Annotated in this window: 21 protein-coding genes and 3 pseudogenes; 16 read left to right on the top strand and 8 right to left on the bottom strand. The window is 61.5% G+C overall.

The window, feature by feature from the left end:
• Window positions 1-56: 56 nt before the first annotated feature.
• The 7 genes and pseudogenes from F8R15_RS19660 to F8R15_RS19690 all read left to right on the top strand — a co-directional run bounded on the left by F8R15_RS19660 (window position 57) and on the right by F8R15_RS19690 (window position 6865).
• Window positions 57-524 (top strand): hypothetical protein, encoded by a 468-nt coding sequence (locus F8R15_RS19660; RefSeq protein WP_152845741.1) that lies wholly within the window; start codon window positions 57-59, stop codon window positions 522-524.
• A gap of 133 nt (window positions 525-657) precedes the next feature.
• The gene (locus F8R15_RS19665) at window positions 658-1071 is read left to right on the top strand and encodes a hypothetical protein (RefSeq protein WP_083080205.1); all 414 of its coding nucleotides are present in this window, start codon (window positions 658-660) and stop codon (window positions 1069-1071) included.
• 541 nt (window positions 1072-1612) lie between these two features.
• Window positions 1613-1885, top strand: a pseudogene (locus F8R15_RS19670) (type II toxin-antitoxin system death-on-curing family toxin); the annotation flags it as partial.
• A gap of 266 nt (window positions 1886-2151) precedes the next feature.
• Window positions 2152-2601 carry a helix-turn-helix domain-containing protein gene (locus tag F8R15_RS19675; protein WP_152845742.1) on the top strand — a complete coding sequence of 150 codons (450 nt, stop codon included), beginning with the start codon at window positions 2152-2154 and terminating at the stop codon, window positions 2599-2601.
• A gap of 196 nt (window positions 2602-2797) precedes the next feature.
• Window positions 2798-4576, top strand: coding sequence for a hypothetical protein (locus tag F8R15_RS19680; RefSeq protein WP_152845743.1), 1779 nt, complete (start codon window positions 2798-2800; stop codon window positions 4574-4576).
• Window positions 4573-5976, top strand: a complete 1404-nt coding sequence (locus tag F8R15_RS19685; protein WP_083080194.1) for a hypothetical protein — start codon at window positions 4573-4575, stop codon at window positions 5974-5976. The genes F8R15_RS19680 and F8R15_RS19685 overlap by 4 nt, the downstream gene beginning before the upstream one ends.
• A gap of 310 nt (window positions 5977-6286) precedes the next feature.
• Window positions 6287-6865: an SMC-Scp complex subunit ScpB gene (locus F8R15_RS19690; RefSeq protein ID WP_232621815.1), complete on the top strand. Its 579-nt coding sequence runs from the start codon at window positions 6287-6289 to the stop codon at window positions 6863-6865.
• Window positions 6866-7209: 344 nt separating this feature from the next.
• On the opposite strand, the gene F8R15_RS19695 is transcribed toward F8R15_RS19690, so the two are convergent.
• From F8R15_RS19695 to F8R15_RS19710, 4 genes are all read right to left on the bottom strand, one after another.
• A complete protein-coding gene (locus F8R15_RS19695) occupies window positions 7210-7473 on the bottom strand; it encodes a helix-turn-helix transcriptional regulator (RefSeq protein ID WP_083080188.1) in 264 nt (87 codons plus the stop codon).
• A 424-nt stretch (window positions 7474-7897) separates the two neighbouring features.
• On the bottom strand, window positions 7898-8323 hold the full coding sequence (locus F8R15_RS19700; protein ID WP_078523298.1) for a rhodanese-like domain-containing protein: 426 nt from the start codon (window positions 8321-8323) through the stop codon (window positions 7898-7900).
• 24 nt (window positions 8324-8347) lie between these two features.
• On the bottom strand, window positions 8348-9064 hold the full coding sequence (locus tag F8R15_RS19705; RefSeq protein WP_152845744.1) for a DUF1499 domain-containing protein: 717 nt from the start codon (window positions 9062-9064) through the stop codon (window positions 8348-8350).
• A gap of 138 nt (window positions 9065-9202) precedes the next feature.
• A complete protein-coding gene (locus tag F8R15_RS19710; RefSeq protein WP_253732799.1) occupies window positions 9203-9934 on the bottom strand; it encodes a sterol desaturase family protein in 732 nt (243 codons plus the stop codon).
• A gap of 224 nt (window positions 9935-10158) precedes the next feature.
• On the opposite strand from F8R15_RS19710, the gene F8R15_RS19715 reads away from it, so the two are divergent.
• From F8R15_RS19715 to F8R15_RS19725, 3 genes are all read left to right on the top strand, one after another.
• Window positions 10159-10803: a metalloregulator ArsR/SmtB family transcription factor gene (locus F8R15_RS19715; RefSeq protein WP_246831743.1), complete on the top strand. Its 645-nt coding sequence runs from the start codon at window positions 10159-10161 to the stop codon at window positions 10801-10803.
• A gap of 306 nt (window positions 10804-11109) precedes the next feature.
• Window positions 11110-12084, top strand: a complete 975-nt coding sequence (locus F8R15_RS19720) for a calcium/sodium antiporter (protein ID WP_083080182.1) — start codon at window positions 11110-11112, stop codon at window positions 12082-12084.
• Between the two features lie 139 nt (window positions 12085-12223).
• The gene (locus F8R15_RS19725) at window positions 12224-12844 is read left to right on the top strand and encodes a trans-aconitate 2-methyltransferase (protein WP_152845745.1); all 621 of its coding nucleotides are present in this window, start codon (window positions 12224-12226) and stop codon (window positions 12842-12844) included.
• Window positions 12845-12864: 20 nt separating this feature from the next.
• Here F8R15_RS19725 and F8R15_RS19730 read toward each other — a convergent pair whose 3' ends face one another.
• Entirely contained in the window at window positions 12865-13293 is a 429-nt protein-coding gene (locus tag F8R15_RS19730; protein ID WP_152845746.1) for a helix-turn-helix domain-containing protein, read from the bottom strand.
• Between the two features lie 106 nt (window positions 13294-13399).
• On the opposite strand from F8R15_RS19730, the gene F8R15_RS19735 reads away from it, so the two are divergent.
• From F8R15_RS19735 to F8R15_RS19760, 6 genes and pseudogenes are all read left to right on the top strand, one after another.
• Entirely contained in the window at window positions 13400-15607 is a 2208-nt protein-coding gene (locus tag F8R15_RS19735) for a heavy metal translocating P-type ATPase (protein ID WP_232621814.1), read from the top strand.
• Between the two features lie 301 nt (window positions 15608-15908).
• Window positions 15909-16370 (top strand): annotated as a pseudogene (locus tag F8R15_RS19740) (transposase); the annotation flags it as partial.
• Window positions 16371-16543: 173 nt separating this feature from the next.
• Complete coding sequence (locus F8R15_RS21550) at window positions 16544-16714, top strand: hypothetical protein (protein WP_168173880.1); 171 nt, start codon at window positions 16544-16546, stop codon at window positions 16712-16714.
• A 522-nt stretch (window positions 16715-17236) separates the two neighbouring features.
• On the top strand, window positions 17237-18835 hold the full coding sequence (locus F8R15_RS19745; protein WP_093477009.1) for a serine hydrolase: 1599 nt from the start codon (window positions 17237-17239) through the stop codon (window positions 18833-18835).
• 207 nt (window positions 18836-19042) lie between these two features.
• Window positions 19043-19687, top strand: a pseudogene (locus tag F8R15_RS19750) (transposase); the annotation flags it as partial.
• A gap of 249 nt (window positions 19688-19936) precedes the next feature.
• A protein-coding gene (locus F8R15_RS19760) for an IS3 family transposase (protein WP_152845748.1) occupies window positions 19937-21126 on the top strand; the annotation gives its coding sequence in 2 pieces (ribosomal slippage) (window positions 19937-20189 and window positions 20189-21126; 1191 coding nt in all).
• A 310-nt stretch (window positions 21127-21436) separates the two neighbouring features.
• On the opposite strand, the gene F8R15_RS19765 is transcribed toward F8R15_RS19760, so the two are convergent.
• From F8R15_RS19765 to F8R15_RS19775, 3 genes are all read right to left on the bottom strand, one after another.
• A complete protein-coding gene (locus tag F8R15_RS19765; protein ID WP_078523306.1) occupies window positions 21437-22462 on the bottom strand; it encodes a CBS domain-containing protein in 1026 nt (341 codons plus the stop codon).
• A gap of 557 nt (window positions 22463-23019) precedes the next feature.
• Entirely contained in the window at window positions 23020-23403 is a 384-nt protein-coding gene (locus F8R15_RS19770) for a hypothetical protein (RefSeq protein WP_078542318.1), read from the bottom strand.
• Window positions 23404-23483: 80 nt separating this feature from the next.
• On the bottom strand, window positions 23484-23993 hold a 510-nt coding region (locus F8R15_RS19775; protein ID WP_152845749.1), incomplete at its 5' end, for a 5-formyltetrahydrofolate cyclo-ligase.

Here is a 23993-nt window from a genome sequence, read left to right on the forward strand (position 1 = left end):
CTGTCGGGCCACCGCATCGGCCCTCAGCCGCTGCCGTATACACAGGAGTTTTATTCGTGTTTCGTCTGCTGCCTAATCCCCTTTTCCCGGGCGATATTGTCTCGTTCAGATTTCCTCATTCCGAGGGAATGGCGCCCTACGCCCGGCCTTGCCTCGTTCTCGACGCGAGCGATAAGGAAGCCCTTCTCGCATACGGTACCACCTCTCGCTCGCGCGCGAATGTTGGCTTCGAACTGCGTGTGACTGCCGAGTTCGCTGAATGTGGACTCGATAAAGCGAGTCGGTTCGTGCTGGCGCGTCGCGTGCGGGTGGCCCGCGCGGATCCGCGGCTTGTGCCGAATGCTCTGGGAACCCCTGTCCTCGGACGACTGACCGAGGCTTTGCGACGGCGTCAAAACGATCTCTTTGCCCAGATTGAAGCCAGCTGGCCGACCGCGGAACGCAGGATCGAAGCAGAGCGCCGCGGATTGCACCCGCGCCGAGGCGATCGCCGTCGCAGGGGAGGCGAGCCGTATCTGGTCTGAGCGGTTCCGGCGGGCGCGGACCCCGCGTACAGGCTCTGATCCGGTTGGATCCGCGGGCATCGCGCATGGCGCCCGCGGATCCAACCCGGATCAGAAGCCGGGTGCGATATCGCAACAAGAGATAGGTAATGTTATGCACAATCCCGAGAAACTCAGTGCCGTTCAAGCTTTTGGCCAGCGCAATCTGCCCGCTCTGCAGTCTCTGCTCACTCACGCACATGACGCGGTTTGGAGCGAGCGGCTGAGGACGTGGCTGACAGCGTGTATCCTCTCCCCAGACAGTGCGCTTCGTGCGGCCGCTCTCGAACATGCCGTCGTCGATCTCGTCACGCTGGAGCTTTCCCGCCAATCTTACGCACTTGCAGATGATGGCCTTCGTCTGACGGACCGGGGCGGCACACTCCTGGTCCGCCGGACGCTGGCAGAGCTACTTTTCGTTCTCAGCACGTCTGATGCGCGATCGGCGCGCCAGCTCGCCACACTCGCTTGCGCGAGCCGCAACGAACGGTTGGAGCAGATACGATCCAAGATCATCGAAACCGTATAAATGGAAGCCGGCTGCTGGATTTCCCGCAGCCGGCACGGCTGAACCGAATGAACGACATATGAAGATCGCAACCGGAAGACGGCGCTCAAGTTCCGACCGACTTGGTCGGTGCGTGCTCTTTCCCACACAAACTATAGTTTGTGTGGGAATCGATCGGGCTCGAATTTTGGTAGGGAGACCTCCCCTCAGTATCCGCTGCTGTGCGAACAAAATGGGCGGCGCCGTCAAGTGTAAGTAAAGGATGATGAAAAATGGCAGGCATCTCCCGCGCAACCGCAATGCAGGCCGGGATGGAGCGTACGAGGGCAGCGTCGCAGCAACTCGAACGTGATATCATTCAGATCGCATGCTAGATCGAAATCAGGCACCCCGGCTCACTCACCGCTCTCGAAGTACAGTGGCGCTATTCTTGCGGTGACAACGAGATCGCAAATGTTGTTCCGCTCGTTTCCGATGAGGAGACCCGTCATAAGATCCGGCGCAAGGCAGAGGCGGCGTATCGCGCGCTCGACGACGCGCTCAAGCCCGAAGGGCGCCACTCTGCGCCCGCGCGAGGAATCTCGCCGCATACACCGACGCTGGCCTCGCGGAAATCGCAGCGGCCTACGCCTTCGGCATCTCCAAGACATGTGCCTTCATGGATGGAAACAAGCGCACAGCATTCGTGACCGCGGTCACGTTTTTGCGGTTCAACGGCTACTCTTTCCGACCAACACCGGTCGAAGGCGTCCGGGCGATGAAGGATCTGGCCTCGGGGCAAGTCAAAGAGCCGGATTTTGCCAAGTGGCTCTCGAGCGGGATGAACCCGATCTGAAGCCTCGAAGAATTCTTCGAGCGGCGCAGCTACCCAAGTACAGAGCCCCTCTGGAGACGGAGAGGAGCTACCAACATTTTCCCTCAGGGGTTGAGCCTTCGGCGCCCCATCGCCTCCGATAGCGGGTGCGCGCGAATTCGTTGGCGTTACTATACTGATCATTTGATCAACAAGTTGTTCCGACACCCTAAAATATTCTGCTGGCGATTTTGAAACTCCCCGCATTCTCCCTTTGTCTTCTCTGCCCCCAAGAGAATGGATAGAGAATGCCCACAGGACACGAAAATCCCGATTGCGACCCTCCGCCAGTGCTGCTCGACCGGGCGTTTCTGCGACGTCGATGGCGCTTTTCAGCAAGTGACACCTTCCTCTGGCGACACGAACAGCGCGGCCTGCTCGTTCCTGTCACCGACGGCACGAAGCTGCGCTACACTTGGGACGCTGTTTTCGCATTTGAAGGCGGGCCACCTCCGGAGGGCATGGTCGCGGCGTATAAGGGCGATCTCCTGACGGTGGAAGAGGCGGCGCGGCTCTGCTCCGTGAGTCCATCGTACATTAGGGCGGAGGCCCGTGCGGAAAACCTTCCGAGTCGGCGTGCCGGGCGGGCATGCCTCTTCGTTCCGGCGGAAGTCGAAGCCTGGCGCGCGCGGCGCTTCGTGAACCGCAAAACACTGAAAAAGGCGGGAATTTCCTCCGATAAATGGAACGGGGGGTGAAGTTTATGGGCCAAACTTCGCACCCCGTTCCATTCATATTGTCGCAATGAACGGTCGGGCGGTCGAATGAAAACCGACAGGAGGAAATGAAAAGATGAGCAACGAACAATCTATCGGGCTGAAAACCCTCAAAGACGTCGCGCATGTCCTGCCGTCGGTTTATTCCGAGGCGTCCGCGAAGACCCTCGCGGCCGCGTTGCACAAGGCCGAACGTCTTACAGGGCTGCGGCTGTCGCAAATTCCCGCCAATGAAAACGACTGGATCCGTCGCGCGAAGTCGATCATCTGGGCCGACGAATTCCGCGGCGCTACGCCGGGCGATCAGGAAGCAGCGTTCAACATTTGGGTGAAGAAGATCGCGTCGACGATCCGGCGCGCGCAGGAGAGCGTGACGGCCCCCGTAAAGGTCTCCGACCAGCGCGGCGCCTGGGATCAGATCGTGGACTACGCCGCGCGCGTCGAGAATACCTTCGATGACGAAGGCAATCGCATTCTGCCGAACATGTTCTCGGTCTCGATGACAATCCTGCGCTCGCACGGCGGTCATCTGCACCCGAGCGAGCTGACGACTGAAACTGCCCGCCAGACCTTGATTGCCTGCCGCGCGGACAAGGCTGCATCGTTTCGCAACGCTATAGCCGCGTTCAATCGCCTCGTGCGTGAGCAGAACCGGCATCCGGCGATCGCTCATCTTCTGCCGCAGCTTCCGATCGGTCCGATCCCGCATCTTCGGGATGGGCCACTCGATTGGACGCTCTTTACGCCCGCCTTCGTTGCCTCCCGGGACCGCGCGATCACACGGGCGATCACTGGGGATCGCACGCGGCGCGGCGACCGGTTCAAAGGCAAGCTCGGAAAGGGACAGCTTTCTGCGGCGGGCCAGCGCAAGGGCCGTCGCCGTGGCGTCGGAAATCCTGACAGTGCGCGCAAGAACCATCTCAATGCGCTGAGCTGGCTGGTGCGGCACGCGTATCCCGATCGGTCTGATGCCTATGATCTGAACGATATCCGCGACCTGTTCACCACCGAGATCGTCAAGCAAGCGGTCGATACCTATATCGCGCGTGCCGAGGCGTCCGAGGTTCTGCTCAATCCGACGGAGACGTCATCCGCAGGTGGGGTGCTTGCGCGCCTTCAGGTCCTCGCGGATCGCAACGAATGGTCCGAGGACGTGGTGTTTGAGTTGGAAGACGCGCGGTTTGATCGCGTCGACAGCCACCAAAGCCGCGAAATGTCGAAAGGGCGGGAGCAATTCGTGAAACTCGTGCAGCGCGATCCCGCCGTGCCTCGCGCGATTGTTTCAGGTCCGCGCCGGCTGGCCGAGGAGGCTCAATTGGTCTTCGACGACTGGAAAAGTTTCAAGACGCGCGAGCGTGAGACGGCGCTGCATCTCTCGATGGGGGCAAGTTTGCTGGCGCTGCTACTTGCGCGTTCGGTGCGCTCGAAGAACGTGCACGAACTCATCATAGACGGTGACGATGCCGAGTTGCTTCGACCCCTCCGCGATGCCAGACCCTGGCTTGAGATCGATCGTCGGCGTGTGAAGAACGCCAGCCCGATCGCCGGTGAGATTCCTGAGCGTCAGTGGCGTGTCATCATGCAATGGCTCGATCAGGGTCTCCCCAAATGGTGCGAAAAACATGGGATCGATTTCGACGAAAACGTGTTGCTCCTGCCCGGGCCGAAGGGGCTGCTGTCGCGCCACACATACAACAGGGTCTGGAATAAATGTGTCGCGCGGATCGGTGTTCCGGGCCTTCAACCACACCTGATGCGGCATGTCATGGCGACGATCTGGCTTGCCGCAAATCCGGGTGATTACACGACCGTCGCCGCGTTCCTTTGCGACGAGGTTTCCACTGTGGAAAAATTCTACGCCCGTGGCGAAGGCGCAGCGGCCGCGAAGCTATTTGCCGAAGCGCTCGAGGCGCTCGACCCGACGCTCGAGACCTTTCTGAAAAGGAGAGCCGCATGACCAAGACCCGAGACCAAAGGGCAGGGGAGCTGCCCGCGCGAATGCCGCATGTCCCGCCACGCGTGGTGGAACGGATGCAGGACCATCTGCGGCAGCAGGAGTTCTCTCAGCGCGGCATGCCCGCCGCGCTGGAGGCTTTCTTTGTCGAACTGGACAAGGCTGGGCTCGCACCCGAACAGGTGACCGCGGAGGTGTTTCGTGCCACCGGCACGTCGCGGTCCCGGTTCCGCTGTCTCGTCGCAGCCCTGCGTCAGTTTGCTCCGGACGTGCCGCTTTCCCCATCGCACCCGGTCAAGCAGGACTGGGATCGATGGCTCAATGCGAGGTACAACAAAAAAGAAAAAGTCGAAGGATCAAGCCGCCGTGTGGGCCTGGCGCCGGATGACTGGCCGGTGGCCTGGCGCACGGCTCTGCCGACGCTGGAGCGGAGCGTGCGGCCCTACGGGGTGCGATTGAAACCACTCGCGCCGAAAACAAAAAGCACCTTGGTGTCCGCCGTCGGAATGCTGGCTCGCTCACGGAGCTGGGCGGCCAGTCGGGGCGTGGCCCTTCCCGAGTGGCCCTCGGACGAACTCTACGATGGCTTCCTGCACTATCTCGACGAGGAGCGGGACGTCTCATTCGGCACCGCGCGTGACTACCTCCAAAATGTCCGAATGTTCTTCCTGCGTGCCGGGCTGTTCGACGAGGGCAGCTTCGAGGCGATCGGCGAGCTTATCTCTGCGCTTCATTCTGAAGCGGTGGCCACCGACCCCGGGAAATGGGCGCGGCTGAAAGAGTTTCGCGCGAGGTTTACGCTTGCAGGCTTGTTGGACGAGGCCGAGGCGGCGCGCGCGGAAGCGGAGTCCCTGCCGGGAGGTTCCACATCGGCGTTCAAGCTGCGCCAGAAAGCGATGGTCTATGCGTTGCTGGTGAACACCGGTGATCGTCAGGGTGATCTGCGGGAATACCGCGTCGGGGTGGAGATTTGCCGCAGCGATACAGGCGACTGGGGGCATGGGATCCGGCAGAATAAGACAGGAAACAAGAAAGACCTGGACCTGCTTTGGCCCGGCACCTCGGCATTGATCGACCGGTTCATCCTGGGAGACCGCCCGGACTGGATGCTGGCTCAACGTCTCGATGAGGTCGAAGGCATGAACCTGCTGACGCTCTCTGAGCGGGTCGTGAACAAAGGCTATATCAACCGGCGTCTTGCCCACGACTTCGGGATCCACGGACATCTTGTGCGCACCCTCATCGCCGATCTGCTTCGCAGGGCACGGCCGGATGCTCTCTGGGCACTTCAAAAGATGCTGGGGCATACCAGTAGGACCACACAGCGGGTCTATCGGTCGGATTTCGACGAAAGTGCCGCAGTGCGCAACTTCGATGCGCTGATCGGCACGCTCGCCGATTGAGTGGCGCGGAAACGTTGACGCACATTTTTCTGGGGCTGAGCCTGTCGAACGGCGGGGCTACGTGGCGACCTCGCTCAGGGCGAGAAACGGGGTTATGAAGCCAAACCATTTTGTGCGGATAGCTTCCGCTGCGAACGCCGACCGCAACGCTCGTGTCTGAACTCATGAAAAACGGGAGAAGCGAACTCGCCTCTCCCGTTTGACGCTGGTCGCTTCTTGCGCGGACGGAAATGAAGAATCTAGCCTGCGCCGCATTTTTCCACTGTTGCTCCTGCAGTGACCTGCCGGATGAAGCCTGACCCCCAACCGCCTGTTCGGCGGCCATTTTCGGGTCAGTTTCCAGTGTTTTCTCAGCCGCCTATTCGGCGGTCTGCTCTTTGCCTCCGCAAAGCCGGTGCCGCGCGATGATCTTGCACGGGTGGTAGGGCAGGGGGCCTCGGTCGAGTTGTTGATTGCGGACCTCGCCGCCGATCTGGAATGGCGCTCATTCGAGGTGGCTCGCGTCGCCGACAGTTGGATGCTGCGCACCCGGTCCTCTTATGCGCCCGCGATCCGGGCGGCGGCGGATGTCGGGGACCAGCTTTTCGATCTGAGCGAATTCGACATCGCCGTGCTCGCCGCCATTGCTTGCCACCAGCCGATCACTCGCGATGGGCTGAAGGACATATTCGGGAAGGAAATAAGCCGCGACCTCACGGGTCGTTTGCACGGCCGCGGCCTGATAGCCACCGGGCCGAGGTCGCCTCAACGCGGCGCGCCGTTTACCTTCGTTACCACCGACCAGTTCCTCGCGGCCTTCGATCTGGAGAGCCTGCAGGGCCTGCCCGACCGAGAAGGGCTGGAGGATGAGGGGGTAATGGAGGCGGAACAGGCCAACGTCCCCGGTTGAGTCGCCCAGGGGAACTTGATCGCGACGACCCTTGGTGTCGCCTTGGTGGGGCGGATGGGTGATGACGCTCTCAACCTTCGGTTCGCTGGTCCAGATCATCGCGCCGCGGAGCGATTGGGCCTGCAAGAGGCGCTTGCGATCTCGGGAGTTGCCTTTGGGGGCAGTGCTGTGGGTTGTCTGGTTTCGATCCCTGAACATGATGTAAGCCGAACCATCTCAATATTGAGAGCTCGGGATGCGGGTTGAGAGGCAGTCGAAGGGTGCCGCTTAGGACTTGGTTTCTCTATGTAAGCCAATGAAGAATGTGCGGCAGCTTCTCTCCGGTTTCAGAATGACCGAGCGTTTCAGCCAGTCGACTTATACGCGTGAACCGTGGAGCGATATGCCGCGACATCCTCAGGCGCCGGCATATCGCCGGTGAGCGACTCGCAGGTCTGAACATCTCCGAGCGACAACTCCGAAAGAGTTGCGATCTGTTCCTGGCTTAGGTTCGCGGTGTCGCGCAGAGCACGGAGCTCCATTGCTAGGTCGATCTTGTCTCGAAATTCGGCCTCGCGCACAGCGATCTCCGGGCGTACTTCAAGCATTTTGTCGCGAAAGCTCTTCATGCATCTCTTATAGCATGGTTTGGGTGTTGGTGGCAGCTTCGAGTTTGTGAGGCCTCGGAGCAATCGGCCCTAACCAGACATTCGTTGTCCTCGTCGGCGCTGCCGCGCAGCTTCTCCGAAGCGGTCTTCTGGGCCCGCCGCAGCACCTTTCCGGCTCCTATAGAAGCTCTGCGGGACAAGCCTGCCGATCGCAGCATTCACTCGATCTGTGCCGCAAGGGCGAAGGATTTTGCAAGGGCGCTGGAATTGGATTTTTACTGCAGTATCGATGAAGGACTGAACAAGAAAAGGAACGGCTGATAGTAGGTTGTGCTGAGCCGACTATTCTGTTGCCCCATCGCTTCGGAGACTTCTCTCAAAGCAGTTCGATCGACGGGCAGTCCGGGCCAACGCCATGGCCCGGAGCCATCAGGAACGGTTCAGATCAGGGCTTGTAGGCAGCGTCTTTTTCCCAACCGGCGAAACCAGTTTGCAGAACTACGACGTTCGTTCGACCCGCCACCCGCAGGGCAAATGCTGCTTGGGCGGACAGACTGCCGGTGTTGCAGAAGAGGACTGTCATTCGATCCTCGGGGATCTCGTCAATCCGGTCCAGCACTTCGCGCCATTCGATATTGATGGAACCGGGAATCGTGGCAGCGTCGAACTGCTCTGCGTCGCGTGTGTCGACGAAAAGCGCCGTTTCAAAGACGGCCTGGTCGATCTGTTGCGGTAGTATGATGCCAGCCTCATACTCCGAAAACATCATGTATTCCTGCATAGCCTCGATGGCCGCGTCCTGCGCCAAAATGGGAGTGGAATAGAGGCAAAGCGCGACAGTGGCCGCGCCAAGAATGTGGGACAGTTTCATCTGGGTGCTCCTTGGTTTTCGATCTTATTCGGTGACTTGTGCTTGCAGCTCCGCAAGGAGCGCCTCGATGCGTCGGGCATTGGCGCCGCGGTCGATCTGTCCAAGGCGTGAGCGTGACCGCATGTCGATGCGGCTGCCTGTCTCGATGTCGGTGACCCGAACCGCCACCTCGTCCTCGAAGCCGAAGACGCGGCTTCGGGCGATAGCTTCGATCTGGTTTTCCGCAGGGTCGGCCGAGAGCACCTCCCAGCTACGCGCTTCGACAAGGGTCAACGCCTTTGCGAATGCATCCTCGACCGGGATCGGAAGGTCCAGCGGGCGCACGTCCGGATAGGCGGAGCGTTGTGGCTCGGCATTCTGCGCCGGGTAGTCCGTTGGGGTCGCGGTGAACCAGTAGACCGGCGGGTCTTCGGTATCGGTCGAGATGTCGTTTATCGGCGGTGTCGTCCGAGCGGCGATTTCGAAAGCCACTCCGAGGCCTGCAACGGGTAAGGACAGGATCAGGCCAATCAGCGCAATGCTGGCACCGCGCCTCTTGCGGATAGCCCCCGCCAACGTCACGAGCGCTGCGACGACCCCCACTAATGCCGCCCAGACACCCCACCCGGCGATGTCATAGGCTTGGGGCCAAGGCCAGCCGCCCGCGCGATAGCCCCAGACGGACAAACCAAGAGGCGCAAGGGACACAAGGCCGAGAAGGATCGCCGCAAAGCCAAGGCGTCGCGTTATGGTTTCAAGCATCTGTATCTTTCTGATCGGAGGCGGGATTTAAGCGGAGTGCGTTTCCAAGGATCATCGGGCCTCCTGAAAGCCGAAAAGAGCACCTGCAAGAGCTGTTCAAGAAAGGGCGCAGGTTCTCACGGATGCCGAGGATGTAGGTCATTCCTCTTCCTCCACCGCGATGCGTGGGTCGAGAGCATGGCCCGAAGCTGGGCCGCGCAGGGGCTGGATCAGCATTCTATCGATCCAAAGGTCACGGCGCGTGCGGAACTGTTCGATCCCGATCTCCATGTCCTGATGCCCTCTGGCCGGTTGCGCGACATAGGTGCCTAATAGCCGATCCCACCAAGGCAGGTTGAAGCCGTAGTTCGAATTGGTCTCACGCGGATCGACGGAATGGTGGACGCGATGCATGTCGGGGGTGACCACGAACAGGCGCAGCACCCTATCAACCGGGCGCGGCAGATCGACATTAGCGTGGTTGAAAAGCGCGGTCGCATTCAGGATCACCTCGAACAGCAGCACCGCGACCGCAGGCGGCCCGAGCGCCGCGACCACCGCCAATTTGATCCCCATCGAGATCAGGATTTCCAGCGGATGGAACCGCAGGCCCGTCGTTGCGTCGAAGTCGAGATCGGCATGGTGCATCCTATGCAGCCGCCAAAGTCCGGGAACCGCGTGGAACATGACGTGCTGAAGGTAGATCGCCAAATCGAGCACCAGCATCGAAACAAGGATGGCTGCCCAGGTGGGCCACTCCAGATTGTTAAACAGCCCCCAGCCACGATCCTCGGCCATGACGGCCAATCCGACTGCGAGGATCGGGAATGCCAGGCGCAGGATCACCGTATCCACAAAGACCAGGGCGATATTGTTCGTCCAACGGATCAAGCGCGGGATCTCTCTGCGCCGCCGGGGGGGCCGCGACCTCCCATAGCGCCATCGCCGCCAATACGCCCAGGAAAGCGGCAAGTCGGATCGTCGGCTCAGCGGTGAGGATCGTTTCGGTCATGCGGTCGGCTTTGCTCTTGTGGCGCAGGCTGGGTTCGCTATCATTCAATTATTCGATTGAATGATGTAATAACCCGAGGCAGCCCATGTCAATTAGCCCGAAGATGACCCTTCTCGAAGAATATGCCCTTGTCGCGCGGGCCTTGTCGGCCCCCGCACGCCTTATGCTTCTTGAGCAGCTCGCCCAGAGCGAGCGCAGGGTAGAGGCGCTTGCGGAAAAAACCGGGCTCACTGTTGCGAACAGTTCGCAACATTTGCAGCAATTGCGGCGTGCTGGCCTTGTCACCAGTCGGCGCGACGGCAAGGCGATAATCTACAGGCTGACCGACGCGAGGACACTGACGTTGTTGGGGGTTTTGGGCGATGTGGCCGAAAGGAACCTCGCACAGGTTGGGGAGATTCTGCGCGGGCTATCAAACGGCGAAGACGCGCCGGAACCGATCAACCGCAACGAGCTTGCCGCTCGACTGAGTGAAGGGTCGGTGACCGTCCTCGACGTGCGCCCCGCCGACGAGTTCGCCGATGCTCATATCCCGGGCGCGCTCAACATGGCCGTGACGGAGCTGGGCAAGTTCCTGACGGATCTCGACCGAAACACCGAGATTGTGGCCTATTGTCGTGGTCCATACTGTGTCTACGCTCACCAAGCCGTGGCGTTCTTGCGCAAGAATGGCTTCAACGCTCGTCGTCTTGACGGCGGTCTGCCTGAGTGGCGCGAAGACGGTCGAGCCATTCAGGCAACATCCTGATCGACAAAGGCCTTATTCGATGTCGCTACGGGTCGACCTGACTATGTGATCGCACTGCATGCGAGGCCTTCAAAAATGCAATGACAATTCGCCCAGACTTCACATGAGATCTCATGATGGAAGCAACCTCCGCTTAGTGTCTGCTACCGGGTCGCCGTTCATGGACGGCCAGTTGCTGCCGTTGATACGCATGCCGGAGCGCTGCTCTACACCGCGACACACCTCGCGCAACTCTCTTGATACCCGCGCGCGCCACCGCCATTTTGCGTGCGGTAAGCGGCGATGACCGCATAGGGATGGACTGAGATGTTCGAGATTTGGGGGCCCATTCTGGCGGGGCTGGTCGCGCTGGTGGTCGGAGGCGAGCTTTTGGTCCGCGGGGCGGTCCAGACCGCTGAGCGGATCGGTATCTCACCGCTTGTGATCGGATTGACACTGGTGGGGTTCGGCACCTCGACACCGGAACTGGTGACATCGGTTCAGGCCGGTCTGAGTGGATCGCCAGGCATCGCCTTCGGCAACGTCGTGGGCTCAAACATCGCGAATATCCTTCTGATCGCTGGCGTTTCTGCCGTTATTGCGCCCCTCGTTGTGGCGCGCGTCGCCCTGCGACGAGATGCGATGGTGATGCTGGTCGTCGCCGTGGTCTTCGCTGGGGTCGCGCCGTTCGCTCCGATGGGGCGGATCGCTGGAGTTGGATTGATCGCAGCGCTGGTCGGCTATTTGGGCTTCGTGATCCATCAGGAACGCCAGCACGCTGACCGCGGCGCGATCTACGACAAGACGGTGGCCCTTGCTGACGCGGTTCCCGGCCTCGCGCCACCGCATGCACCTCACGGTATTCTCATGCCGCTGTTGCTCGCGTTCGCCGGATTGGGCCTCGTGGTTTTCGGTGGCTCATTGCTGGTTGGTGGCGCCGTATCGCTCGCGCGGGCTTTTAGCGTCTCGGAAACGGTCATCGGTCTGACCATCGTGGCGATTGGCACCTCGATGCCCGAGCTGATCACCTCGATCGTGGCGGCGCTGAAGCGTCAGGGCGAGGTGGCTTTCGGAAATGTAGTCGGATCAAACATCTACAATATTCTCGGCATCGGTGGGACGACAGCGCTGATCGCCCCGTCGCGCGTGCCCGAGGAAATCGCGCGATTCGACGCCCCGCTGATGGTTCTTGTCTCACTCCTTCTGGTGGTCTTCGCGACCACCGGGCTACGGATCACCCGATGGGAGGGGCTGGCGCTAATCGCGGGCTACGGTATCTATCTTTGGAAGCTTTGGCCTTGAGAACGTTGGAGTCAAAGGTGAAAACTTTGAAATGTCGAACCCTGGGCGGGGCGGCGTCAAAATCTGAAAAAGCATATGGATCACGAACACCAGGCGCCTTGATAGCAATGCGATTATTGCCAGTGAATAGGGGATTTGGATGAACGAGGCGCGAAAGGATCACTGGGACCGGATCTACGGCAGCAAGAGTGACAGTGACCTCAGTTGGCATCAGGACGCTCCGGAGATCTCGCTCGAACTTGCCGAACGCGCCGGTGTGACGCCGGACACTCGGGTGATCGACGTGGGCGCCGGCACGTCCCGGGCCGTTGACGGCTTGATCGCGCGTGGCCTGCGCGACATTTCCGTTCTCGACCTCTCCCAGACGGCCCTCGACGCCCAGCGTGCCCGGCTTGGGCCGCGCGGCGCGGATGTGGAGTGGATCGTCGCCGATATCACGCGCTGGTCGCCCCAGCGGGTCTATGACCTCTGGCATGATCGCGCCGTGTTCCACTTTCTGGTCGATCCATCGGATCGGGCTGCCTATGTGACGCGCCTGTCTCGTGCCCTGCGCATTGGGGGGCACGCGATCATCGTGACCTTCGCTCCTGACGGGCCGGAGACCTGCAGCGGCCTTCCCGTTCGTCGCTACAGTCCGGAGGCCCTTGGCGGTGTGCTGGGCCCCGATTTCGAGTTGGTGGCAAAACGGTTCCAGAAACACACGACGCCCTCAGGCAACCTGCAGTCTTTCCAGTTCAGCCTGTTCCGGAAGCTCCGCTGATCGGCCCCTATGCTACGGGGTCAGCCTATCGCGTCGTGGTCCTCGGCGAGACATTCCGAGTGGTCGCGCAGCACCTCCAGCACCCGGCACTCCGAAGCGGTTCCGCCGCGACATTCGCCGATCATCCGTTCCAGCTCGCTCCTGAGCGCTTGGAGACGCGCGATCCGGGTCTCGACCTCGCGCAATTGCCGCCGCGCAATCGAATCCGCAGCTCCGCAATCGCGCGCTGGATGATCTGACAGGTCCAGCAATTCGCGGATCGCTTCGAGCGGGAAGCCAAGCTGGCGCGAATGACGGATGAAGGCGAGCCGGTCGAGATCGACATCGCCGTAGCGCCGCTGGCCGCCCTCGGTCCGTCCGGGCTCGGGCATCAGGCCTATCTGCTCGTAATAGCGGATCGTCTGCACCTTGGTGCCGGTGCGGCGGGCCAATGTTCCGATCGTATGCATGTCGCTCCTATCACGGTCGCGTGAGGGCGAATTTTTCCCTTGAACCTATAGTTGCTGTAGCTCCCATCTTCCTCGCTGTCGAGAAAACCACGCGAGAGGACAGCAGATGACCGAGACAGCAGACCTTCAGGAATGGCGCGTGATGGGCATGGATTGCGGCGCCTGCGCGGCGAAGGTGCGCGGCGCCGTCGAGGCTCTGCCCGGTGTCGAGGGGGTCGAGGTGACGCTGATGAACGAGCGGCTGCGGTTGCGGCTCGATACGGCGACCACCTCGCGCGAAAGCGTGGAGAAGGCGATCCGCCGCCTCGGCTATGGCGTCTCGGCCAAAGGGGCTGAGCCGGAAAAGCCCAAGGGCGGATTTGTTCTTCCCGAGGGTGCCCTTCCGGCGGCGAGCGAGACGAATGAGACGCCTGCGGTCGAGAGCGCGCCAACGCCGCCTGCCGATCCCGCGTGGTATGCGACCCCGAAGGGACGCTACCTGATCGCGACTGGGCTTCTGCTGGCCGCCGCCTGGGTGGTGGAGCTGCTGGTCGGCGGCCCGATTGCGCATTGGGTCTTCGTGCTCGTCACCGTGATCGCCGTCGCCCCCGTGGCGCGGCGGGCCGCCCTGATGGCCCGGGCGCGGATGCCTTTCACCATCGAAATGCTGATGAGCATCGCCGCGATCGGCGCGCTTTTCGTCGGGGCGGCGGAGGAAGCCGCGCTCGTCGTCTTCCTCTTCGCTGTCGGCGAGATGCTCGAAGGGCTTGCGGCGTCGCGCGCCCGCGGCTCGATCCGGGCGCTGGCCGATCTTGTGCCGAAGACTGCGCGGCTCGTCAGCGGAGACCGGATCCGAGAAGTTCCGGCGGACAGCCTCGACATCGGGCAGATCGTGCAGGCCCGCCCGGGCGACCGCATCCCGGCGGACGGCGTCATCGTCTCAGGCAGTTCGGGTGTCGATGAAAGCCCTGTGACCGGCGAGAGCGTGCCAGTCCTGAAAGAGCCCGGCGACGCGGTCTTCGCCGGCGCGATTAACACCGAAGGCGAGCTGCGCATCCGCGTCGAGAAAGCCGCCGAGGACAACACCATCTCGCGCATCCTGCATCTCGTCGAGGAAGCCGAAAGCGCCCGCGCCCCTGTAGAGCGGTTCATCGACCGGTTCAGCCGCGTCTACATGCCCGCGGTGGTGGGCGTGGCGCTTCTGGCCGCGATCGTGCCGCCGCTCGCCTTCGGCGCGCCTTGGGAGACGTGGATCTATCGCGGCCTCGCGCTCTTGCTGATCGGCTGCCCCTGCGCGCTGGTGATTTCTGTGCCTGCCGCCGTCGCCGCCGGGCTCTCGACCGGGGCGCGCCACGGGCTGTTGATGAAGGGCGGCGCGGTGATGGAGACAGCGGCTAAAACCAGCCTCGTCGCCTTCGACAAGACCGGCACGCTGACCGAGGGACGGCCGCAGATCACCGATCTTTTGCCCCTGAACGGGACCGAGGCCGACCTTCTCGCCACCGCCGCAGCGGTCGAGACGGGCAGCAACCACCCGCTCGCACAGGCGATCCTCGCACGGGCGGAGGCGGGCTCTATCGTGGTGCCCGAGGCGACTGAAGGCATGGCGATCCCGGGCCGCGGCGCGCGCGCCAAGATCGACGGCGAGGTCTGGAACGTCGGGGCGCCGCGCCTTGCAAACGAAACGGGAATTCTCGGCGCCGCCGACAGCGCTACCGCCCGCCGCCTCGAAAGCGCGGGCAAGACCGTCGTCTGCGTCTTCACGCCTGGGCGCCTTCTGGGCCTTATCGCGCTGCGCGACGAGCCGCGCCCCGATGCGGCAGAGGCGGTCTCCGCGCTCAAGCAGATGGGTATCTCGTCGGTCATGCTGACCGGCGACAACCCGGTGACGGCCCGCGCGATCGCCGACGGGCTGGGCATCGAAGCCCGTGCCGGGCTGCTGCCAGAGGACAAGGTTACGGCGGTGCGCGATCTGGCGCGGGATGCGCATGTGATGATGGTGGGCGACGGCATCAACGATGCCCCGGCGCTCGCCACCGCCCATCTCGGCATCGCGATGGGATCGGGCACCCATGTCGCCCTCGAGACCGCGGACGGAGCGCTGCTGCGCAATCGGGTTGCCGATGTCGTCGAGCAGATCCGGCTGGCGCGCGCGACGATGGCCAACATCCGTCAGAACGTGGCCATCGCGCTCGGGCTGAAAGGGGTGTTTCTGGTGACGACGCTGCTCGGTCTCACCGGTCTCTGGATCGCGGTAATGGCCGACACCGGCGCGACGGTGCTGGTCACGATGAACGCGCTCCGCCTCCTACGGTTCAAGGCGGAGGCGCAGTAGGCCTGAAATCTCTGCTCAAGCGCTGGAGATTTCCTAAATCGACAAACCCCGTGCCGTTCAACCGGGCAGCCGAAAACGTTTGAGGCAACTCGAAGCTGGAGTGCCTACTCTTTCTTTGAAGGAAACCGCCGCGGTAATTTGTGGGATAGCGTGCCCTGAATGGCCGCTTCCAAACGATAGAGGCACCACTTTGTCTTTGCAGCGAACGACAGCTTTCCGCCGATTCTATTGAAAAAGTCTTTGTTGCAGTGCGGCAAGTCTTTCGATTCACTCGTCGATGAGGGGATGGGAGGATTTCGGGATGATGGGTCGGCAGGACGCTCCAGTGCAGCTGTTTTATGATTTCAATCTGGACCGTCATGTCCCGGCCGATCATATGCTGCGAGAGATCGATCTGTTCCTTGACGGCGACAGCCTGCGGGACGCGCTGCGACCGTTCTACAGCCACCTTGGCCGCCCCTCCATCGACCCCGAACTGATCATTCGGATGCTGGTGATCGGCTACGTCATGGGCATCCGATCCGAAGGACGCCTGTGCAACGAGGTTCACCTGAACCTGGCCTATCGTTGGTTCTGCCGGTTGGGCCTAGAGGGCAACGTCCCGGATCATTCGACCTTCTCGCGGCATCGCCACGCCAAGTTCCGCGAAAGCAACCTGCTGCGACAGGTGTTTGAAGCCACTGTGGAGCGGTGCCTGAAGGAGGGGCCGGTCTCCGGAAAGGGCTTTGCCGTCGATGCCAGCCTGATCTCCGCCGACGTGAACAACCACCTGCCCGGTATCGGCGATCTGATCGACTTGACCGTTCAACCCGACACGTGGCACGTTTTCGACCCTTCAAGCGGCGCGAACCTGTCGCTGGCCTAGCGTCGCCTGCGCCCCAAGCAAGGATGATCCGATGACGCCCCTCCCGGCCCTTTGCCGTGACGACCAAGCCAATGCGGCCTCGTTGCAATATCGACTGCAAATATTGCTATTACCTTGAAAAGGAACATCTCTACCCGCAGGAAAAGAAGTTCCGCATGTCAGATGCAGTTCTCGAAACTTATATGCGCGATCTGATCGCGGCGAGCGTCAAGGCGGGGCAGCGCGAGGTGCAGTTTGCCTGACCGGGCGGAGAGCCGACCCTGCTTGGCCTGCCCTTCTTCGAGCGCGTGGTCGCGCTGCAGCGCCACTATTGCCCCGTCGGCGTGACTTGCGCCAATCCGACAGACGCGCCGGTCCCGCTCTACGAACATCGAGCGAAATGCGGACTGCCTTTCCCCGGTTCCAATATCCACCCGAGGGCGGAATTGCGGCGTGGCATACGATGCGGCTGACGGAGGCCTGGCCAGGATCGCGACGGCATTGATGCGCTGGAGTTGCAAGAGGCCCTGTGGGCCTTTGAGGCGCGCGACAAGGCTCGGATCGGCACTTAGAGAGCTATGGCCGGAGGCGAGAACTCGGGTCACGCCAGCTTTACAAAGATCCAAACCTTTTAATTCGCGCGACTTCTGTCAAGATGCTGTGAGGTCGTCCAAAAACATTTCCGAGCCATGCCGCAAAACCCTTTGAGACAACAAGCCGAACGCCCCGCACCCTCCGACGCGCCACAGGCACGGGGCCGTTCGAGACGTAGTCACGCGCATTACATGCTGCTGGGCGGCGCGCTGCTCTTGGCCAGTCTTATGGCCGGGCCTTTGTCTGCGGCGGCACAGACGACCCAGCCGCTGCCCGAGCTGGCCTTGCCCAAGCCGATGCCCGCGCCGCCCATGACGGTGCTGCTTCCCGTTCCGGACGCGCGGATCACGGCGGCGATCTCGACATTGGATGATCTCAGTCAGGATATCCTCAAGCGAACCGGCATTCCCGGACTGGCGGTCGCTGTGGTTCATAACGGACGCACCGTCTATGCGCGCGGCTTTGGCAAGCGCGCCGTTGGAAGCCCGGAGGGCGTCGATCCCGAGACGGTCTTCCTTCTCGCCTCGCTGTCAAAGCCCGTCGGTGCCACCGTTGTCGCCACCCAAGTGACCGCAGGCCGCGTCAAATGGGACAGCCCGATCCACGATTTTCTGGCCGCCTTCAGTTTGGGCGATCCGTGGATCAACGAACATATCACCATCGCCGATCTCTATGCGCATCGCTCGGGCCTGCCCGATCATGCCGGAGACGATCTGGAAGATATCGGGTTCGACCGGAGCGAAATCCTCAAGCGGCTCGCTCTGCTGCCCCAAGGCCCATTCCGGGCGCAATACACCTATACCAATTTCGGCATTACGGCTGCAGCCCAAGCGGTGGCCACGGCCGCAGGCAAGGATTGGGCGCGCCTGTCGGAGACGGCGCTCTATGCGCCTCTTGGCATGGGCGCGACCAGCTCGACCCATGCCGATTACATGGCGCGGGACAATCGGGCCGCAAGCCATGTGCCGGGTGGCGATGGCTATGTGATCTCCGACAAACGCCAGCCCGACGCGCAAAGCCCGGCGGGCGGGGTCAGCTCCAACGCGCACGACATGGGGCGTTGGATGGCGATGGTGTTGGGCGGCGGTATGGCGGACGGGACGCGCCTGATCTCTGAAGAGGCGCTTCTGCCTGCAACCTCCCCGCAGATGATCCGAGGCGCGCCGATGGCGGTCTCTGCGCGCGCGGGCGCCTATGGGTTTGGCTTCAATGTCGATACCCGCTGGTCAGGCCGTGTGATGCTAAGCCATTCCGGGGCCTTCGCATTGGGCGCATCGACAAGTGTCGCAATGCTGCCCGAGCTCGATCTGGGCATCGTCGTCTTGACCAATGCACCGCCGACAGGGGCCGCCGAAGCCATCACCGCGAGCTTCCTCGATCGCGCGGAACTGGGGAGGGATACCCGCGACTGGCTGGCGGCCTATGCCCCGATCATGGCGCCGCTATCGGCCCCTGTGGGGCAGCTGGTGGGTGCAAAGCCCCCCGCTGACCCTGCCCAGGCAGCGCCCGCGCAAACCTATGTCGGCACCTATGACAATCCCTATTTCGGCCCCGCCTCGATCTCTGAGACCAACGGATCGCTTGTGCTAACGCTTGGCCCGGACCACCGAGCGCTGCCCATGCGCCATTGGGATGGTGACACCTTCGTTGTCTATCCGGTGACCGAGAACCAACCCGCAGGTTCGGTCTCGCGCGTCACCTTTCGCGCAGCCTCCCCCGGACCGGCCACCGAAATGCAGATCGAACACCTGAACGAAGAACATCTCGGCATCTTTCGACGCCCCGACTAACACAGCCGGGTGTGCGCAAAATGCCCCTCAGTCCTCCCAAAGTGCTCAGTCATCGCCCTTTGCGGCCTTCTCAGCGGGTGAGTTTCGCGACCGAGCGGTCATCAGCGATCAAACGCGGCGCAAAATAGGCAAATGCCTCACGAAACATCGGATGCCAACTTGCATCCAATGGCTGGTGCAACGGGTGCCGGAAGAAAACGAACAGATGACCTAATCACCAGCCCGGCCTTCGTGGTGATCAAGGCGGCAGAGGAGTTCCACGAGAAGACGGTCCGACCGAACCAGCTCTGGCAGACCGACTTCACCTACCTGAAGGTCATCGGCTGGGGCTGGTTCTACCTCTCGACCATCCTCGACGACTACAGCCGCTACGTCATCGCCTGGCGGCTCTGCACGACGATGAAGGCGTCTGATGTGACCGCGACACTGGAAGATGCTCTGGTCGCGTCCGGCTGCAATCAGGCCACAGTTGCCAACCGGCCCCGGCTGCTCAGCGACAATGGCAGCAGTTACATCTCCGGGGAACTGGCCGACTGGCTTGCTGACGAGGGCATGGATCACGTCCGGGGTGCTCCCCGCCACCCTCAGACCCAGGGCAAGATCGAACGCTGGCACCAGACCCTCAAGAACCGCATCTTGCTCGAGAACTATTACCTGCCCGGCGCTCTGGAATAGGCGATCGGCGACTTCATCGACCACTACAACCATCACCGCTACCACGAGAGCCTGGGCAACCTCGCGCCCGCCGACGTCTATCTCGGCAGGGCCGAAGCCATCCTGAAAACACGAAAGGAGATCAAAGCCAAAACCATCGAGAAGCGCCGCTTGCTGCATCGCCAGACCGCGGCATAAACTGAAACCACAACGAGCCAGGCCCTCCGTTCTCGATCAGGCCCTCGTGTCCCAAATCATCTCACGGCGGACAGGATGGATGGTAGCCCGGGCGACCGGTTCGAGCAGGCACACAACGTCCGAACCCGAGCGCGCGAAGATCAAGCTCATCGACGAGGAGGTCGATGATACGGACCAGATGATCCTTGACCTGCCACGGGATTTTTCCTCCACCATCGATTAGAGTCCGACCCAACTTGAGGACGGACAATGAAGCGAACGAGATTCACGGACGAGCAGATCATCGGCATCCTGGCCGAACACGAGGCAGGCGCGAAGTGCGCGGACTTGTGCCGCAAGCACGGCATGTCGGAAGGGACCTTCTATAACTGGAAGGCGAAGTTCGGCGGCATGACGGTGCCGGAGGCAAAGCGGCTGAAGACGCTCGAAGACGAGAACGCCAAGCTGAAGAAGCTGCTGGCCGAGCAGATGCTGGACCTGGCGGCGATGAAGGAACTGGTTTCAAAAAAGTGGTAACGCCTGCCTTGAAGCGCGAGGCGGTCGCGCATCTGAAGGCCCAGTTCGGGCTCTCGGAACGGCGGGCGTGCCGGATTGCCGGGGCGGATCGCAAGATGGTCCGCTACCAGACGCAGCGTGCGCCGGACACGGTGCTGCGCGGGCGGTTGCGGGAGTTGGCCAACGAGCGTCGGCGGTTCGGCTATCGGCGGCTCTTCGTGCTGCTGCGGCGCGAGGGAGAAGCCTCGGGGATCAACCGGATCTACCGGCTCTACCGCGAAGAAGGCCTGGCGGTGCGCAAACGAAAGGCACGGCGCAAGGCTGTCGGGACGCGAGCCCCGATCCTGGTCGAGGCGCGGCCCAATGCGCGATGGTCGTTGGATTTCGTTCACGACCAGTTCGCCAACGGTCAGCGTTTCCGGGTGCTCAACGTGGTCGACGATGTCACCCGAGAGTGCCTCGCGGCGATCCCGGACACCTCGATCTCGGGGCGCCGTGTGGCTCGTGAACTGACTGCCCTGATCGAGCGCCGCGGAAAGCCGGGGATGATCGTCTCTGACAACGGCACCGAACTGACCAGTAACGCAATCTTAACCTTCGCTACCGCGCACCGGATCGAGTGGCACTACATCGCCCCGGGCAAGCCGATGCAGAACGGCTTCGTGGAGAGCTTCAACGGGCGGATGCGGGACGAGCTGCTCAACGAGACCATGTTCCGAAACCTGGCCCACGCGCGGATCGCGATCGCCGCCTGGGCTGCCGACTACAATACCGAACGCCCGCACTCGGCCTTGGACTACCAGACACCGGCTGACTACGCGCGGGCCCTGACCACCGCAATCGCCCGCCCCGCTGCGCGAGATGATAGCTCCGCGCGTCGGGCGATTGCTCAACCTGCGCCGATCGGTATAAACACCAACCGGGCTCCGGTCGCGGCTGGATGAAAGTTCAGTGGCAGGTCATCCTCACTAATCCAATCGTCGACGCGCTCGGGGAAAAGCGTGGTTTGCTCCCGGTCGATGCCGTCGATGAAACCCGCCATCCGTGCCTCCCGCTGCCTTGCGAACGTATACCATGGGCTTAAGTTTCCACACAGCCTCGGCCCGAAGCTGCCATTCGAACAGGGCGCGTCGAAGGCCCCGACCAGCTCTTTCCAGATGCTCGCAGGCCACCGCAGCGCTATCACGGATCGTCCATCGGCCCTGGCGACGCGCGGTCGGTCAGTTCCGCGCACATCCGGGTGGATGCCTATATCTATTGCGCTAAGGCATCCAGTTCGTCCATCAGCCCTGAGAACCGTCTCAACTGATCGTATTGCTCTTCGTCGATCCCGTCCGGATCGAAGTGCATCACGTCGTTTCGGATTTCGCGGACCTTATCCAGCTCAGCGCAAAATACGCCCCTGTCTACGCGAAGGTCGAGCAGTTTCCAGTTCTCTGGCTTCTGAATTATCCGAAGATACTCACCAAACGTTAGGTCTACGACAGATTGAATTCGCTCCCTTCTCTCCGAGTCCGTGTCGCCACAGACCTCCTGCAAAGTCTGGGTAGTGAACTTTCCATTCATCAGTTTTCGGATCTGGTTCTCAATCTGTCCGATGAGGAGAAATGGCTCTGATAGAAACTGAAATTGCTCGCTCAGATCTGTCGCGGTGACGATGCCAGTAACCTTCTTGTCGGTTGAGGATCGGACGAAGACGAATTCGTGCTCGATGATCAATTTCGTAGCTTTGAACAGCGCTTCGCTTTCTTCCAGAGCGACGGCCGTCTCCATGGCGTCTCTCACTTCGACGAGATTATTCTCGTGGCTCAAGCGCTTGCCGATCGTCTTCCAGCTAATCGCACCGTTCAGCGTGTGCTCGTTCGACATGACCGCCAGCTGCGAGAAATCGTGCGCCAGCATCAGGGTAATCGCCTTCTCGACGGTATCCTGCGGGTTGACCGAAACCACACCGCAGTTGGCCGCCTTGAGCATGCTGATGAGGAAGTTTGCCTCTTTTGGGGCATAGGCTGCACCATCCTCGCCTTGGTCGCTACCGGTAGATTTGGTAGCAGCCGCTGCAACCGGCGCTTTCTTGAACGTTATTTCTGCGTCAATCCAGACCTTAGTGAAATCTGGGCTGGTTATGATACCCGCATTATCCAACTCGGTTTGTATTCTCTTGACGACGCCGGTGCGGCGCCTGCGGGCACCGAACCAGCGAAGCAACTCTCGGACCGTCGTCGAAGCTTCCTTTCCTTCGCCGATGTCGGCTTTGACCTCTTCGAACTCCTTGTTCAATTTGGTGCCCCTCCGATCATCCCGTTCCGATCGCGGTGAATTGCCCGGACGCTTCTATGCAGTCCCATACGTGGAGGACGAGGCGGAGGCCTCGATATTCCATTGCGGTAATTTATGCTACGGCTTGATTAAATCCAAAAGAAAGAATGACAGCTAGGGACCGGCCGCACCCCTACCCTATTGCTGACGGCCCTGGCTATGCAGAAGCTTTCTTTCTGCACATTGCGGGCCTTGATCCCTGCGCCGCGAATGACCGCTCCCCGCCCCGAACAACCTGGCTCGTCGGTTTCGGCCTTTTGTGGACATTCGCGCGACAGCCATTGCTGCCGCGCAATGCCTCCGAACCAGCATTTGGCGGCGACGTCCAGCATTGTCCGGCAGGCGAAGGCCCCACAGCGGCCAGTTCAGCCGGCCAGCTTATTGCCAGTAAGCCCGCCGGAGTTAGCTGATTGGGCGTAAAGCGGCGGGAATGGGTCAGGTCTGATTGTGGTTATTGGGAGCCGTCCAGCTGCCTGCTAACTTTCCTTCTCGGGGGAGGTGGCTCATTCATCGGCGATTCACGGCAAAAACGCCAACTCGTCTAGAGGTGCTAAGGCTCTAAAGACACCGCCCTTTTTCGCGCTATCAGTTCCGGCGCTATCAAACAGGTTGAGAAGAAGGTCATACACCGGTTCAAAATTGTCGAACCCGTCCGGTAGCGCCTGAATGGCTCTGGCTATCGCGCGATCATCCTCCTCTTCAAAAAGACCAGCAAAATCCCCGTCGATCATCTTTGCGAGGATTGGCACAGCTTGCCCTCCAGCAGCGTTGAGCGCGCTTCGTTGGCCTCTCAATCGCTCTAAGGCGTTGGCTTTGCTATTCGCGTAGACTGCTACGGTTCCATTCAATGCTTCAATCGCTTGAGCCTTCGTCACCCCCGCCTGGTTCAAGAAGTAAAACATCGGCCAACCATTGGCGCTGAACTTGGGCGGATACCTTTACATAGAAGCGTGACGAGGCAGCGACACAGTTCCTCTCTGCACTATCTCGTCAAATGGGTGCCATCCGACAGAATAATTTCGTCCATCGGCACATCCCAAGGCATCGGGTAGATGGTGGGCAAGACGCAGTTTGAAAAGCCGATACCAACGATCCGCGGCTTCTTATCAAAACGGGCGAGCGTGCGGTCGTAATAGCCTCCCCCGTTTCCGAGGCGATGAAGCGTCGTGTCGACACCGACAAGGGGGACGATCACGAGGTCGGGCGTGCGAGGTTCGCCTGCGGCTGGCACGGGGATGTTCCAGACGCCGCGCACCATGCGGCAATCCGGGGTCCACGTATGGAATTCGAGCGGCGCATCTCGTTCGATGACGACGGGCAACAGGACTTCGGCCCCGGCCTCATGTGCCTTGCCCATCCAGCCCCGCAGATCCGGTTCGCCCCGGATCGGCCAATAGACAGCCACGGTGAGGCGGGCATCGAGAGGAACTGTCCGGTCGAGACCGTCAATCAGCCGGACGGTCGCGCGCTCTCGATCTTCTGCGGACAAGGC

The organism is Thioclava sp. JE_KL1 (assembly GCF_009296265.1).
Lineage (GTDB): Bacteria > Pseudomonadota > Alphaproteobacteria > Rhodobacterales > Rhodobacteraceae > Thioclava.